The organism is Streptomyces sp. NPDC039609, from assembly GCF_055596705.1.
The window spans coordinates 858,893-874,325 of record NZ_JBVIUJ010000001.1 but is presented as its reverse complement, the minus strand read 5'-3'; the positions used below and the strand labels follow the sequence as shown (position 1 = coordinate 874,325).

At 71.7% G+C, this 15,433-nt stretch carries 13 protein-coding genes; 5 read left to right on the top strand and 8 right to left on the bottom strand.

The annotated features are described in order from the left end of the window. Positions 1–17 precede the first annotated feature (17 nt). From ACZ561_RS03830 to ACZ561_RS03820, 3 genes are all read left to right on the top strand, one after another. A complete protein-coding gene (locus ACZ561_RS03830) occupies positions 18–1,334 on the top strand; it encodes a flavin monoamine oxidase family protein (RefSeq protein WP_470989262.1) in 1,317 nt (438 codons plus the stop codon). Continuing rightward, entirely contained in the window at positions 1,327–2,727 is a 1,401-nt protein-coding gene (locus ACZ561_RS03825; RefSeq protein WP_470989259.1) for an aminobutyraldehyde dehydrogenase, read from the top strand. The genes ACZ561_RS03830 and ACZ561_RS03825 overlap by 8 nt, the downstream gene beginning before the upstream one ends. A gap of 117 nt (positions 2,728–2,844) precedes the next feature. Further along, on the top strand, positions 2,845–3,297 hold the full coding sequence (locus tag ACZ561_RS03820; RefSeq protein WP_470989257.1) for a hypothetical protein: 453 nt from the start codon (positions 2,845–2,847) through the stop codon (positions 3,295–3,297). A gap of 364 nt (positions 3,298–3,661) precedes the next feature. Here ACZ561_RS03820 and ACZ561_RS03815 read toward each other — a convergent pair whose 3' ends face one another. The 8 genes from ACZ561_RS03815 to ACZ561_RS03780 form a co-directional block, all read right to left on the bottom strand. After that, positions 3,662–4,132 carry a hypothetical protein gene (locus ACZ561_RS03815; RefSeq protein WP_470989254.1) on the bottom strand — a complete coding sequence of 157 codons (471 nt, stop codon included), beginning with the start codon at positions 4,130–4,132 and terminating at the stop codon, positions 3,662–3,664. Positions 4,133–4,136: 4 nt separating this feature from the next. Next, positions 4,137–5,495, bottom strand: a complete 1,359-nt coding sequence (locus ACZ561_RS03810) for a hypothetical protein (protein ID WP_470989252.1) — start codon at positions 5,493–5,495, stop codon at positions 4,137–4,139. Beyond that, entirely contained in the window at positions 5,495–5,920 is a 426-nt protein-coding gene (locus ACZ561_RS03805) for a hypothetical protein (RefSeq protein ID WP_470989249.1), read from the bottom strand. Before ACZ561_RS03805 ends, ACZ561_RS03810 begins: the two co-directional genes overlap by 1 nt. A gap of 157 nt (positions 5,921–6,077) precedes the next feature. Next, positions 6,078–6,734, bottom strand: a complete 657-nt coding sequence (locus tag ACZ561_RS03800) for a hypothetical protein (RefSeq protein ID WP_470989246.1) — start codon at positions 6,732–6,734, stop codon at positions 6,078–6,080. Positions 6,735–6,839: 105 nt separating this feature from the next. Next, positions 6,840–8,420 carry an amidohydrolase gene (locus ACZ561_RS03795; protein WP_470989244.1) on the bottom strand — a complete coding sequence of 527 codons (1,581 nt, stop codon included), beginning with the start codon at positions 8,418–8,420 and terminating at the stop codon, positions 6,840–6,842. Positions 8,421–8,438: 18 nt separating this feature from the next. Then, positions 8,439–9,335, bottom strand: a complete 897-nt coding sequence (locus tag ACZ561_RS03790) for an ABC transporter ATP-binding protein (RefSeq protein WP_470990056.1) — start codon at positions 9,333–9,335, stop codon at positions 8,439–8,441. A 5-nt stretch (positions 9,336–9,340) separates the two neighbouring features. Next, on the bottom strand, positions 9,341–10,444 hold the full coding sequence (locus tag ACZ561_RS03785; RefSeq protein ID WP_470989240.1) for a FecCD family ABC transporter permease: 1,104 nt from the start codon (positions 10,442–10,444) through the stop codon (positions 9,341–9,343). Next, on the bottom strand, positions 10,441–11,508 hold the full coding sequence (locus tag ACZ561_RS03780) for a FecCD family ABC transporter permease (RefSeq protein ID WP_470989237.1): 1,068 nt from the start codon (positions 11,506–11,508) through the stop codon (positions 10,441–10,443). The genes ACZ561_RS03785 and ACZ561_RS03780 overlap by 4 nt, the downstream gene beginning before the upstream one ends. Positions 11,509–11,785: 277 nt before the next feature. On the opposite strand from ACZ561_RS03780, the gene ACZ561_RS03775 reads away from it, so the two are divergent. After that, the gene (locus ACZ561_RS03775; protein ID WP_470989235.1) at positions 11,786–13,474 is read left to right on the top strand and encodes an ABC transporter ATP-binding protein; all 1,689 of its coding nucleotides are present in this window, start codon (positions 11,786–11,788) and stop codon (positions 13,472–13,474) included. Between the two features lie 113 nt (positions 13,475–13,587). Further along, a complete protein-coding gene (locus ACZ561_RS03770) occupies positions 13,588–15,384 on the top strand; it encodes an ABC transporter ATP-binding protein (protein WP_470989232.1) in 1,797 nt (598 codons plus the stop codon). Positions 15,385–15,433 lie beyond the last annotated feature (49 nt).

Genomic DNA, 15,433 nt, shown 5'->3' with positions numbered 1-15,433 from the left:
CGATCGGAGAACACCCCATGAACCACGACGTCATCGTGCTCGGCGCCGGGCTCGCCGGCCTCGCCGCCGCACGCGACCTCGCCGCGGGCGGAGCCGACGTCCTCGTCGTCGAGGCCCGCGACCGCGTCGGCGGCCGGGTCGAACAGGCCGCGCTGCCCGACGGCCGTCTCGTCCAGCTCGGCGGCGAGGTGGTCGGGCGGGCCCACACCGCCTACATCGCCCTCGCCGCGGAGCTGGGCCTCACCCTCGTCCCCAGTTACGTCGCCGAGCCCGGCGACCTCGTCCGCGCCACCCCGGAAGGGATCTCCGCCGGGGACCCGCCCCACTGGTTCGGTCCCGGGGACCACGCCTGCCACACGAAGGTCACCGCCGACTTCTCCGCGCTCGCGGGCAGCGTCGACCCCGATGACCCGTGGTCCCACCCGGACGCCACCGCTCTCGACCGGCTGTCGGTCGGCGACTGGCTGCGCGCGCAGGGCGCGACCCCGGCGGTCGTACGTCTCTGGGAGATCGGCCAACTCGCCCTCGCCGACGGCTCGTACGAACGGGCCTCCCTGCTCGCCGCCCTGCGCAAGCACGCGGCCGTGCCCGGGCCCGGGCACTACGACTACGAGGCGTGGGAGGGGCTGCGTGTGGCCGAGGGATCGGCGACGGTCGCCCTGCGCATGGCGACGGAGCTCGAGGGCCGGGTACGCACGGGTGCGCCCGTCGAGGCTGTGGCGGTCCGCCGGCCCGGTGGCTGCACGGTCCGCCTCGCGGGTGGCGAGACACTCACGGCGGACGCCGTCGTCAGCGCCCTCCCGGTCGGCCCGCTCCGCTCGGTCGCCGTCACCGGCGTGACCGACGAGCGCCTCGCCTCGCTCCACCGCCAACGCCACGCCCTCGCCGCCAAGTTCACCGCCGCCTACGCCCGGCCCTTCTGGCGCGACCGCGGTCTCAGCGGCCTCTCGGAGTGCGAAGGTGTCCTCGGCAGCACCTGGCCGCAGAGCGACGGCATTCTCTCGTCCCTGGTCCCGCCGGAACGCTACGGTGTCCTGCTCGGTGTGCCCGGCCCGCTGCGCACGGACGAACTCCTCGCCGACGTCGCCCGGCTCTACGGCGAGGAGGCGCACCGGCCCCTCGCCACGTACCTGCGGCTGTGGGGCACCGACCCGTGGACCCAGGGGTACGTCACCCAGTGGACGCCCGGGGACGTCATGGCCGTCGGCCCCCGGCACGGCACACACGAACCACCCTTCTACGTCTGCGGCTCCGACCAGTGGGTGGCGGGCTACATGGAAGGCGCGGTCCGCACCGGGCGCGCCGCCGCCGAGGAGGCGCTGCGCCGTGGCTGACACTCTGGAGAACCACATCGGGGGCGAGGACCGCCCCTCCGTCTCCGGCGGGACGATGGAGCTGGTGAACCCCTCCACCGGGCGTGTGCACGGCCACGCGCCGCGCTCCGGCCAGGCGGACACGGACGCCGCCTGCGCCGCGGCGGCGGCCGCGTACACGCAGTGGTCCACGACCACTCCGGCCACCCGGCAGCGCGCCCTGCTCGCCGTGGCGGACGCGATCGAGGCGCACGCGGACGCCCTGACGGTCGCCGAGTGCGGGGACACCGGGAAGCCGCCCGAGCAGTTCCGGACCGAGGAGCTGCCCGCGATCGTCGACACCGTCCGCTACTTCGCCGGAGCGGCCCGGAACCTGCCGGGCGCCGCCGCGTCGGAGTACACCGAGGGCCGTACGTCACTGCTACGCCGTGAACCGGTCGGGGTCTGCGCGCAGATCACCCCCTGGAACTACCCGCTGATGATGGCGGCGTGGAAGATCGCACCTGCCCTCGCCGCCGGCAACACCAGCGTCCTCAAGCCCGCGGACACCACCCCGTCCTCCGCCGTGCTGCTGGCCCGGATCGCGGCGGCCCATCTGCCACCGGGCGTCCTCAACGTGGTCTGCGGCGACCGCGACACGGGCCGGGCCCTCACCGCCCACCGCTCCGTCGCCCTGATCGCCGTCACGGGCAGCGTCCGTGCGGGCCGGGAGATCGCTGCCGCCGCGGCGGCGGGGCTCAAGCGGGTCCACCTGGAGCTGGGCGGCAACGCGCCCGTCATCGTCCATGACGACGTCGACATCGAGTCCACCGCGTCGGCCCTCGCCGCGGTCGCCTTCTACAACGCCGGCCAGGACTGCACCGCCCCGACTCGGTTCCTGGTCCATGAACGGATCCACGACGCGTTCTTGGCGGCTTTTGTGGCGGCGACGCGAGAACTCCGCGTCGGGACGGACCTGGGACCGCTCAACAGTGCGTCACAACTAGCTGCGGTCCAGGCCCTGTTGGCCCGCGTACCTGCCCATGCCGACGTCGTCACCGGCGGCGGGCACGTCCCACGCCCGGGCTTCTTCCACGAACCCACGGTGGTCGCCGGTGTGCGCCAGGGCGACGAGATCGTCCAGGAGGAGATCTTCGGCCCGGTGGTGACCGTCCAGCCCTTCACCGACGAGGCCGAGGCCCTCCACCTCGCGGACGACGTCCGCTTCGGCCTCGCCGCGAGCGTCTGGACCAGGGACCACGACCGCGCGATGCGCGCGACGCGGGCGCTCCACACCGGGATCGTCTGGGTCAACACCCACGGCACGACGGTCTCCGAGATGCCCCATGGCGGAGTCAAGCACTCCGGCTACGGCAGTGACCTCTCCATGTCCGGACTCCTGGACTACACGCAGGTCAAGCACGTCATGTTGTAGGTCGGCCAGAGGGCGGTGTCCGTCTGCGGTGCGCCGACGGGTCCTCCGTTCACTCGTCACGGTGGACCGATGCCCGGCGTCGTACACGAACAGCGCCAGGTCAGGCAGCGTGGGCGCATGCACCCTCGCCGCACCGCCGCACCTCTTCTCCTGGCCGCGCTCCTGATCACCACCGGATGTGTCTCCCTCCCCCGGACCCCGCCCCCGGCGCCTCCGGCACGCCCAGCCGACCTCGCACCCGCCGCCGTACGCCCTCCGGCGCCGGTGGCGGAGTGGCCCGCGCCCCGGCAGGCCCCGCCACGCGAGGCTCTCGAGTCCACCGAACCCGACAAGCAGCAGCACCGGAGCGCGCCGCCCCGGCGCCCGGTCCATCCCGACCAGCCTCAGCGGAGGAAGACGACTCACCGCAAGCCCGTGAAGCCCTCCGCACCCGCGCCGAAGAAGCAACGCAAGTCGACACCGAAGCGCACGCCTCAGCAGACGCCGGGAATGCGATCGCTGTGCCGCCAGGCCGACGGTGTCGTCTCACCCGGCATCGTCAGCCTCTGCCGCGACACGTACGGACGCTGAGCCGCCTGTGCCGGGGCGGCGGCATGTGGCCACTGCCGTCGGCGGCTTCATCCCCCGGTGTGGGCGCACTCGCTGTTGTCGCCGCCGCTACGGCACCCCACGACGATGCCGGGCTGCTCGGGCATCAGCTCAAGAACATCAGCCCGCACCCTGCGCCGATGTCGGCGCCCCTGTCTTCGTGGTCGCCGGTACGGTCGGATCCCATGGAGGGTCGGGTCATGGCCGCCACCATGCCCAATCGCGCGGACGGGCACATGAGTACGGGTACTCAGGCGAACACGACGGCGGCGCGTGCTGTGCGCCACCCGCTGGTGGGGGCCGGCGCCTGCGAACCTGCGCGGCCGCCCACCAACGAGGACGCCTCTCAGCTCTTGCTCTCCCCCAGGGGCTTCAGGACCACGCCCCGCAGCGCTTTGGCGACCTGGGGGGCGTAGTCCGGGTTTCTGACCCAGATGTACCAGTTGCCCGCGGCCACGATGGTGTGGCTGTACGGGGGTTGGCGTCGGCCGGCGATGGAGTCGCCGATGTCGTCGCGGCTGAACCTCGCCGGATCGAGAACATGGATCTCGTTCTCCACCTCCGCTCCGTCGACCTCCGCCATGCAGTCGAGTCCCGAGCCGAAGTTGGCCTGGGCGCGGCGAAGCAGCTTGCACTCGAGGCCACCCGTGCCCATCGCGTTCATCACGGCATCCGCCGTGGCGTACTCGGGCCCGGTCGGAACGCCGGTGGGCATCGGCGTCTTCGGGCGGGATCCTCCGCCGGTCTCCGCCGGGCCGCACGCGGTCAGGCCGACCGTGAGCGCGACGGCCGCGAGGGCGAGGGTGATCTTCTTCATGTGCTCAGTCGTTCCCGGGCGGTGTCGGTGGCGGGTTGGGGCTGGGTGAGGGTGTGCCCGGTTCGGGTTCACCGCTGCCGGTGCCTGTGGTGGGGCCGCCCGCCTCGTAGATCGGTTCGATGGAGACATGGTGTCCTGCGGGGGTGTCCGATTCCAGTTGCTTGATCGCCTGGGACCGCTCTTCGTCGGTCAGTGCTTCCCACGCCATCGCGTCGTCGAGATGGGGCTGGATCTTGTCCCAGTTCTCGCCGCGGATCTTGATGTCGCCGCCTCGGGCCCCGGATTCGTCACCGTGCTGCTCGTTCTTCTCCCGGACGTCCGGCGTGTCCGCGGCGTAGAGGGTGAACAGCTGCTTGTCGGTGTCGGCGCCGTAGGGCTGCTCCTGGAGCTGCTTGAGGTGGTAGGCGCTCAGCCGGACGTCCTCGTTCGGATTCTCCTCTATGTACTTGGTGAGTTGGGAGTCGTCGAGGTCGCCCAGGTATGTGCCGTCCGCGAGCGTGAAGCGTTCCCTGTTGTTCTCGATGACCGTCCTCGCGGTCTCCAGCTTCATGTGCGTGATGCCGAGCGACTTGTCCGGCTTGATGGTCTGCTGAAGAGTCCAGTCGAAGAACCGGCCGAAGGAGCTGAGCGGTCCGCGCAGGCTGGGGTTGTGGTTCTGGTACCACTGCTGCTCCTGCCACAGGATGGCGAGGAGGAGCCGCTTGCTCATGCCGGTCTCGCGGGCGGCACGCTCCACCGCCGCCAGTTGGGCCGGCGACACGTTGATCGGATGCAGCCCGTCGAGGCCGCCCGACAGCCGCAGGGCGATGCTCAGCGGGCTGCCGCTGTTGAGCGCTTCCTTGACGAGCTTCGGGTCGGTGATGGCGGTGAGCCCCTCGACGGTCCGCAGGGCGCGTGCTGCCTCGGTGTCGGCGCGGGTCGCCTTCGACAGGGCGTCGTCGATGATGCCCTGGGCGTGGCGTACCGGTTCCAGGTGTTCGGTGCTGCCCGCGGGAACGGCGACGGCCTTGGCCAGTTGGACCCGTCCGCTGTCGTCGACCTTCAACTCGTGGGTGCGGGCGTAGTCGAGTGCGCTGGTCAGATCCCGTTGCGCGTCGGTGATGTCGACGGCCAGGTCGTCGTAGGCCCGTGCCATGGCTCTGAGGGCCAGAGCCGCCGCCTCGTAGTCGTCGGCGTGCTTCACGAACCGGGTGCGGGCGGCCGTTCCGGTGTCACCCACCCAGCACTGGCGGAGCGTGGACGCGACCTCGTCCCGGGCGTAGGACCCGATTCCTTCGCACTGTTTCGCGGCTGCGACCGCGTCGTCGGCGGCGGCCCGCCACTTGTCGGGCTTGGCGCTGCTGAGTTCGTTGACGGAGACCATCAGGCGTCCTCCAGCCAGTCGGCCTGCGCCCTGAGTCGCTGGGCGGTGGAGCCGTCGTCGCTGATCTGCTTGTCCATGGCGGTGGTCAGGGCGGCGGCAGCGTCCTCGACGAGGTCGCTGAGTTCGTGCAGCCGGTTCTGCCAGGCGGTCACACAGTCGTTGCTCGCGGGGCCGGCGACCCATCCCGAGTGGATCTTCCCCACCGCTTCCGCGTCATCGAGCTTGGACTTGTCCTTGGCATCGGAGTTCGCCGTGCGAATGCCGGATGCCTTGGTCCGTATCGGGCCGTCCGTCAGGCCCAGATCCATATCCATCAGGCTGGGCGGCCTCGTGGGCCCGCCTCCTGTGGAGGCGAGCTGCATGGACGCGTCCTGCTTGCGGGCGGCTTCGGTCCTGAGCTGCGCCCACTCCTCTTCGAATGACATGTCCCCCCTTTGCACATGCATCAGCAACTGCGGAGTGCTGTTCACGCTACACGTACACCCGTGCGAGTTGCATGAACGTCGTTGTGTCGCACGGGATTTCGCGCTCCGGCGTTGCGTCCGGGGCAGCGCGGTGGCGGGCCCGGCCGGCGTGCGGTGCTCAGGAGGTCGGTACGCAGGCGTGGTCCCCGGCCGGGCCGAGGTCGAACAGGGCCTCGGATGCCGCGCCGTCATGGCTCAGCGACAGGGCGAGGCTGCCCTTCGTGTAGTCCGGGAACCACACCGCGTACAGCGTCCGTGCCCCGCTCGCGACCGTGCCGACCCGGCGTACTTCCACGGGCGTGTCGCCGCAGGCCGCGGAGGTCACCTCCTGGTGGTCGGCGGCGAAGAGTTGCACCCAGCCGTCGGTGAAGAGGGTGTAGACCGCCTGAACTCCCCTGGGGGACCGGACGGGCGGGTCCAGGGGGCGGTGGGCGCAGCTCCGTACCCGGACCGAGGTCACGGCGACCGTGGCCGAGCACAGGCGCCGGTCGCGGGTCTCCCAGGCGTAGGCGGCGCCGTCCGGCCACGCCTCCACCAGCATCAGCCCCTGCCGGCCGGGGGCGTCGGCTCCCGTGCCCACCGAGGCGATCAGTTCGGTACGCGTGCGGTCGATCACCTCGGTCAGGTCCGGAGGCGACGGAGACGGCGCGACGGTCGAGGCCGAGCTGCCGGAGGCGGCCGGCGCGGCAGGGCTGCCGTCACCGCCCGAGCAGCCCGTCGAGACCGTGAGCAGCAGTGCCGCCGCTCCCATGGCAGCGCGAAGTCCGTGTCGCATCGGCGTTCCCCCTTGTACGCACCCAGGGTCGGGCGCACACAGGGTATTGGAGCAGGCGCTACGGACACCCGCTCCGGCGACATCGGGCGCCCACGGGCCGTGTACTCACGCCTTCCAGCCGTCCGTCGCGTTCCGGCCGTCCACGAACGTCGACACGACCTCGATGTCCCCGATCCTCGACGGATCCACCCGGTGCGGGTCGTCGCCCAGGACCACGAAGTCGGCGCGCTTGCCCGGGGTGAGGGTGCCGGCGGTGTCGTTCCAGTGCGAGGCGTAGGCACCGGCGACGGTGTAGGCGCGGAGGGCCTCGTCGACGGTGACGGTCTCGTCGGGGCCGATGATCCGGCCTGAGGTGGAGGCACGTTCCACCATGAACTGGATGGCGCGCAGCGGCGCGCCGTCCGTGACGGGCCGGTCGGAGCTGGCGACGAGGGTGACGCCGTGGTCGAGGAACGCGCGACCGCGGTACATCCAGGCCGCTCGCTCCTCCCCCATGATCGTCGCGTAGTCGTCGCCGAAGTAGCGCAGGAAGTTGGGCTGGATCACGGCGCTGATTCCGAGGCGGGCCATGCGTGGGAGCTGGTCGGGGCGGATCAGGCCGGCGTGTTCGATGCGATGGCGCGCTTCCGGTCGGGGACGGAGGCGCTGCGCCCGCTCCAGTGCGTCCAGGGCGAGGTCGGCCGCCCGGTCGCCGATGGCGTGCACGGCCAGCTGCCAGCCGGCGAGGTGTCCGTCGACGATCAGGTCGGCCAGACGGTCGGGGTCGTCCTGCAACTGGCCTGTGTGGGACGTGCCTTCGTACGGGGAGGTGAGGGCGGCCGTACGCGCCATCATGCCGCCGTCGGTGTAGATCTTCAGGGCTCCGAGGGAGAGCCAGTCGTCGCCGAAGCCGGTGCGCACCCCGAGGTCCAGGGCGCGCGGGATGCCGTCGTCCGCGTGGGCGCCGAGCGGCCTCAAGGTGTCACCGGCCGCCATGAGCTGGACCCTCAAGGGCAGTCGGCCCTGGTCGCGCAGCAACTGGTAGGCGCCGAGCTCGACGGGGCTGTGGCCCAGCAGGCCCCCGCCGATGCCGGCCTCGGCGCAGGCGGTCACTCCTTCGGAGAGACAGACTCGGGCGGCGTGCTCGATCGCGTCGGCGAGTTCGGTCTGCGCGTACGGAAGGCGCAGCCGCCGTGCCGCGGTCATGGAGCTTTCCGCCAGGAAGCCGTCCTGGTGCGGGATGTCGGCCGGAAGCATGTCCAGGACTGCGCTGTTGACCACGCAGGCGTGTCCGGAGTCGTGCATGATGAACACCTTGCGACCGTGGCTGACCCGGTCCAGTTCCCTCGCGGTCAGATGGCGGCCCAGGGACCTCTGGTCGTACCCGGCGATGTCCACCCACGCGCCCGGCGAGGCCTTGCGGGAGGCGGCCTCGTCGACGATCGCCAGCACGTCCTCGACGCGTTCGCAGGGTGCGACGCTCGGCGTGCTCGCCTTCAACCCCGTCCAGGCCAGGTGCACATGGCTGTCGATGAACCCGGGCACCACGGTGGCACCCTGGAGGTCGATCACCTCGCGTGCCGGGAGCGAGGTGACGGCCTCGTCCAGGCCCACGATACGGCCCCGCCAGATGCCCAGGTCGTGTGCGACGGGATGGTCCGGGTCCATGGTGATGATGTGTGCGTTGGTCAGCCTCGTGCAGAGCATGAGAGGTCCGTCCCTGGGTTAGGAGGATTCGGCAACCGTCATCGCGTCGGCGCCACCGGCGACCGGCTCGGACGGCTCGTACCGTCTCGGCGCGGCCGGCACCATCAGTGGCGTTCCCGTCTCCGGGTCCTTGATGATCCGGCACGGGAGTCCGAAGACGTCCTGGACGAGCTCGGCCGTCATGACGCGAGCGGGGTGGCCTTCGGCGGCGACCGTGCCGCCGGGCTTCATGACGATGAGGTGGGTGGCGTAGCGGCAGGCCTGGTTCAGGTCGTGCAGGACCGCGACGATGGTGTGTCCCTTGCGTGCGTGCAACTCCGCGCACAGGTCGAGGACTTCGACCTGGTGGGCGATGTCGAGGAAGGTCGTCGGTTCGTCCAGGAGCAGGATGGATGTCTGCTGGGCGAGCACCATCGACAGCCAGACGCGCTGGCGCTGGCCGCCGGAGAGGTCGTCGACGGGCCGGTCGGCGAGGTCGAGGACGCCGGTCTGCCGCATCGCCTCGACCACGGCCGCCTCGTCCTCGGCGGACCACTGCTTCAGCATCCGCTGGTGGGGATAGCGTCCGCGGGCCACGAGGTCGCCGACCGTGATTCCGCCGGGCGCCGTGGAGGACTGCGGGAGCAGGCCGAGTCTGCGGGCGACTTCACGGGAGCGGTACGACGCGATGGCGGCGCCGTCGAGGTAGACCTGCCCGGCTCGGGGCTTGAGCATCCGCGCGAGCGCGGTGAGCAGGGTCGACTTGCCGCAGGCGTTCGGCCCGATGATCACCGTGAAGGAGCGGTCCGGGATGTCGACTCCGAGACCGGTGGCCACGACGCGCTGGTCGTAGCAGAGCGTCAGGTCCTCCGCCCGCAGGCGCGGAGCCTGCCGCTCCGGCCCGGGCGTGCCGGTCGTGTCGATCGTGTGCGTCATGCCCGTCATACGCGGCTCTTTCGGGACTCGGTGACCAACAGCCAGATGAGATACAGCCCGCCGATGATGCCGGTCGCCGTACCGACCGGGAGGAGCGCGGGAGCGAAGAGGCGCTGCGCGAGGAGATCGCTCGCGGTCAGCAGCAGGGCGCCCATGAGCGCGGCGGGCAGCAGCGCGGGCCCGGACGCACTCGTCAGCTTTCGGGCGAGTTGGGGCGCCGCCAGGGCGATGAACCAGATGGGGCCGGTCACGGCGGTGGCGAAGGCGGCGAGAGCCACGCTGATGACGAGCAACGCCGTGCGCGTGCGGGCCACGCCCACTCCGAGCGCCATGGCCGTGGTGTCGCCCATCTCCACCATCGAGAGGCGACGCGAGAGGGCGAGGGCGAGTGGGAGCAGTACGGCGACGACGACGAGGATGGCGTTGGCGTGCGGCCAGCCCCGGTTGCTCAGACTGCCGATCAGCCAGGCCTGGGCCTCCAGGGCCTCCTGCCAGGTCGCCCGGGTGATCAGGTAGGAGTTGACGGCGAGGAGCAGGGCGCTGACGCCGATGCCGACGACCACCAGCCGGAAGCCCTGCAGTCCCCTGCCCAGCATGAGGAGATACATGACGGCGGCGGTGGCCAGTCCACCGATCAGTGCGCCGACGGCGATCTGGGTCATGCTGCCGTGCAGCACGATGATGACCACGAGCGCCCCGACGGCCGAGCCGTTGGTGAAGCCGATGATGTCCGGGCTGCCCAGGGCGTTGCCGGTGAGGCTCTGCAGGATCGCCCCGCTGACGGCGAGCGCCGCGCCGACACACATCGCGGTCAGCAGGCGTGGCATGCGCAGGGTGTTGACGATGAAGTCCGCACCACCCGAGCCGTTGCCCACCACGGCCTGGAGCACTTCGCCGACGCTCAGTTCGTAGTCGCCGCTCGTCAACGTGACGACCATACCGGCCATGAGCAGTGCGACCATGGCCGTCGTGACGGCCAACGTCCGGCCCTGGACACGGACGGACAGACCGCCCTTCCGGGTGCGCAGGACCAGACCGCTGACCACGCGCGCCTCGCGCGTGGTCTTGGCGGCGGCGTCGGTCTCCCGTACGGGACTTACGGGGCTCACAGCATCACCAGCTTCCGGCGGCGGCACAGCGCGATGAACAGCGGCGCACCGAGGACCGCGGTGACGATCCCGACCTGGAGCTCGCCCGGCGCACCGAGCACGCGGCCGAGGACGTCCGCGCCGATCAACATGACGGGTGCGAGCAGCATCGAGTACGTGAGCACCCAGCGCTGGTCCGGGCCGACGAGGAACCGGGCGACGTGCGGGACCGCGAGCCCGACGAAGCCGATCGGCCCCGCCGCGGCGGTGGCGGCGCCGCACAGCAGCATGACCGCGACGGCGCCGAGGGCACGGGTACGACCGACGTTCAGTCCCAGGGCCCGGCCGACCTGGTCGCCCATCGCGAGGGCGTTGAGTGCCGGGGCGAGTACGAGGGCGATCAGCAGGCCCACGGCGACGAACGGCAGGATGACCCACACGACGTCGAAGTACCGGCCCGACAGTGATCCCACCGTCCAGAAGCGGAACTGGTCGAAGGCGCGCGGATTGAGCAGCAGTACCGCCCAGTTGAAGGCGTAGAGCACGGCGGTCACCGCCGCGCCCGCGACGACCAGCCGTTCGGGCGTGGCCAGTTTCCGCCCGGAGGAACCCAGCAGATACACGGCGACCGACGCCACGGCCGTGCCGAGGAAGGCGAACCACACGTACCCGAGGACGGTTCCGACGCCGAGGAACGCGATGGCCACGACGACGCCGGCGGAGGCGCCCAGGCTGATGCCGAGCATGCCGGGGTCGGCGAGCGGATTGCGTGTCAAGGCCTGCATCAGCGCCCCGGACAGGCCGAGTGCCATGCCGACGAGCAGTCCGAGGAGGGTCCTGGGAATGCGGTAGTCATGGATGATGATCGAGGTCTCCGAACCGTCCGGACTCCACAGCACGCTCCATGTCGCGGTGAACGGGATGCCTCGGGTGCCCACCCAGACGCTGAGCAGCGCGACCACCACGAGGGCACCGAGCAGCACGAGGAGCCCCGTGCCCCGGAGGGCGGTCGCGCCTCTGCCCGTTCGCGGGAGGGCCGCAGGGGCCGCCTGCTCTCCGGACACCGCCCGGGCTTCCACCGACAACGACGACTCCCCTGGTGTCAACTCAGGTGTACCGCACGACATGGGCCGTTCCGACGAGGACGTGCCTGCGACGGATCGTCGGAACTTAGGTAAGGCTAAGTGAATGCGGCAGGCCGGTCAACGTGCGGCACTCGGCGACGAGTCGGACAACCCTCCATCCCGGCCGCCGCCTTGACCGTCGAGGTCGGGTCGACAATGAGGCCCGGGACCCTCCCCCAAAGGATCTACTTAGTATAGCCTTACCTAACTATTCCCCATGTTCACGGAGGAGAGCCGTATGTCAGCCGAAGGGCCGACGGGAGGACACGTCCTCCGCGAGACGATCAGAGGGGAACGCCGCCGGGTCGTCGCGGCCTCCCTGCTGGGCATGACCCACCAGGTGTGCGAGGCGCTCGTCCCTGTCGTCATCGGCGTCATCATCGACACGGCGGTGGCGACCGGATCCTCCGGCACCCTGCTGCGTTGGCTCCTGGTCCTCGCGGGGCTCTTCCTCGTCCTGTCCACGTGCTACCGCACCAGTGCCCGGATCACCGAGGGCGCCGGCGAGCACGCCGCGCACCGACTGCGGCTCCGGCTCACCACACGGGTGCTCGACCCTCGGGGCGGCGCCGACGCCAACCGGCTGCCGGGCGCACTCACCAGCATCGCCACCAACGACGCACGCCGCGTGGGTTCGGTGGCGACCGTCCTCACCTACGGGCTCGCCGCCCTCGCAGCCCTCGCGGTCAGCGCGATCGCGCTCCTGCGGATCTCCGTCCCCCTCGGCCTGCTCGTCCTGCTCGGCATCCCGCCGCTGCTCTGGCTCGGGCACCGCATCAGCCTCCCCCTCGAACGACGCAGCGAGGCCGAGCAGGAGCGTGCGGCGCACGCCTCCGGAGTCGCCGCCGACCTGGTCACCGGCCTGCGCGTACTCAAGGGCATGGGCGCCGAGTCCGCCGCCGTGGACCGCTACCGCGAGACCAGCCAGGACTCTCTGGCCGCGGCGCTGCGGGCGGCCCGGAGCCGAGCCGGCCACGAAGGCGCCGTTCTCGCCCTGACCGGGGTCTTCATCGCGCTCATCGGACTGGTGGGCGCCTATCTCGCGATGCGGGGCTCCATCAGCGTCGGCGACCTGGTGGCCGCGGTCGGGCTCGCGCAGTTCCTGCTGGGCCCCTTCCAGCTTCTGACCTACGTCAACGCCGAGTTCGCCCAGGGCCGCGCGTCCGCCCGCCGGATCGCGGAGGTCCTGGCCTCGCCCGCCGCCGTGGAAGGCGGAGAGGACACGCCGGCCGAAGCGGCGGGGCTCCTCACCCTGCGGGGCGTTTCGCTGGGCACCCTGCGCTCGTTGGACCTCGACATCCACCCCGGCAGCGTGACGGGCATCGTCACCCGGGACCCGGCCGCCGCCGGCGATCTGCTGCGCTGCCTGTCCCGGGAGACCGACCCCGTCGACGGAGTCGTCGCGCTCGACGGCGTGCCGCTGACCGACCTCGACCCCGACGCCCTGCGCCGTCACATCCTGGTCGCCCACCACGACGCCGACCTGTTCGAGAGCAGTCTCCTGGACAACGTACGCGCCGGATCGGGGACGACCGCGGTCGAGGAGGCGCTGCGGGCATCGGCCGCCGACGAGGTCGCGCGGCTGCTGCCCGACGGTGAGGACACGGTGCTCGCCGAGCGCGGTCGCTCCCTCTCCGGCGGACAGCGACAGCGCGTGGCGCTCGCCCGGGCGCTCGCCGCCGACCGGCGCGTCCTGGTGCTGCACGACCCGACCACCGCCGTGGACACGGTGACCGAGTCCCGTATCGCCTCCCGCCTGCGCGAAGTCCGCGAGGGCCGCACCACGGTCCTCGTCACGACCAGCCCGGCGCTCCTCGCCGTCGCCGACCGCGTGGTGGTCCTCGACGACGGCGCCGTGACGGCCGAGGGCCGGCACGCCGACCTGGCCGCCGCCGACGCGACGTACCGGGCGGTGGTCCTCGCATGACGTCCGGACACACCACGGCCCGCGACACGACGGAAGAAGCGACCGACGGGCCCGGCTCCACCGCACGACGACAGGACGGACGACCCGCGAGAGAGACAGAGGCGGAAGAGGCCATGACCGCACCCGGCACCGAGCGCGCACTCCTGCCCACCGCAACCGGTGCCGAGAGCCTCGCCGCGCTCCGCGCGATGCTGCGCGGACACGGCGGCCTCGCGGTGGTCGCGTTCACCGTCCTCGTCGCGGGAACCGGCATCGGCCTGCTCACGGCCCCCCTGCTCGGACACATCGTCGACCTGGTCGTGGAGAAGCAGGGGGCGCAGGCGCTGACGGTCCCGCTGGTCCTGCTGATCGTGGTCGCCCTGACGCGCGGCGCGGCCACCGCGCTCGGCAGCGCGCTCGTCGCCCGCCTCGGCGAGACCGTGCTCGCGACGCTGCGGGAGCGGTTCATCGAACGAGCGTTGCGACTGCCGCTCGAACGGGTCGAGGCAGCCGGCTCGGGCGACCTGGTCTCCCGCGTCACCAGCGACGTCTCCGTGATCGCGAAGTCGGTGCGCCAGGCGCTGCCCGAGTTCTCCCGCTCCGCCCTCACCATCGTCCTGACCCTCGTCGGTCTCGCCGTGCTCGACTGGCGGTTCCTGCCGGCCGCGCTGCTCGCCATGCCGGTGCAGGTGCTCTCCGTACGCTGGTACCTGCGCCGCGCCGCTCCCGTCTACGCCGAACACCGCGTCGCCACCGGTGCGTTGCAGCACCAGCTGCTCGACAGTGTCGGCGGGGTGCGGACCGTGCGTGCCTTCCGGCTGAGCGACAGCCACACCGGCCTCCTCGACGAGCGGTCGCGGGCGGCTCGCGATCTCGCGCTGCGCGGCATCCACATCGTCACCGGGTTCTTCTCGCGGCTGAACCTCGCGGAGTTCATCGGACTGGCGGCGGTCCTGGGCACCGGATTCGTGCTCGTGGACAACCGCTCGGTGAGCATCGGTACGGCGACGGCCGCCGCGCTGTACTTCCACAGCCTCTTCAACCCGGTCAACGCCGCGCTGTTCCTCCTCGACGACGCGCAGTCCGCGGGCGCCAGCTTCGCCCGCCTCGTCGGGGTGTCGAACCTCCCGGCGGAGAGCGCGCCGCAGCGGCCCGGCACGCCGGTGGACGGCTCGGTCAAGGTGAGCGCCCTCAGCCACTCCTACGTCACCGGACACGTGGTGCTCCGCGACGTCGACCTGGAGGTGCGCAGCGGAGAACGCGTCGCGCTCGTGGGCGCGAGCGGGGCGGGCAAGACCACCCTGGCCAAGCTCGTGGCCGGTGTCCACGAGCCGGACGGCGGGCAGATCTCGCTGGGCGGGGTGGACACCCGGGAGCTGGGTGCCGAGGGCGTACGGCGTGCGGTGACGCTGATCAGCCAGGAGGTCCATGTGTTCGCCGGCCCGCTCGCCGAGGACCTGCGACTGGCACGGCCCGAGGCCACCGACGACGATCTGCGTGCGGCGCTGGACCGGGTCGGGGCCCTGGAGTGGGCCGAAGGGCTCCCCGACGGCCTCGCCACCGTCGTGGGCGAGGGCGGGCACCAGCTCACGGTGAGCCAGGCCCAGCATCTGGCCCTGGCCCGTCTCGTGCTCGCCGACCCGCCGATCGCCATCCTCGACGAGGCCACCGCCGATGCGGGCAGCGCGGGCGCCCGGGTCCTGGAGACCGCCGCGCTGCGGGCGCTGGAGGGCCGTACGGGCCTGGTGGTGGCTCATCGGCTCCCCCAGGCTGCCACCGCGGACCGCGTGGTCGTCCTGGACAACGGCCAGGTGGTCGAGACCGGCACCCACGAGGAGCTGGTGGCGGCCGGCGGCCGCTACGCATCTCTCTGGGCCGCCTGGTCGAACAGCCGGCAGGAGTCGACGGAGCAGGGAGCCACGCAGGGGTGACGGCGGGCGCGCAGAACGCCGTCACAGAGCGGGCCGCCCGCGGGGAAGT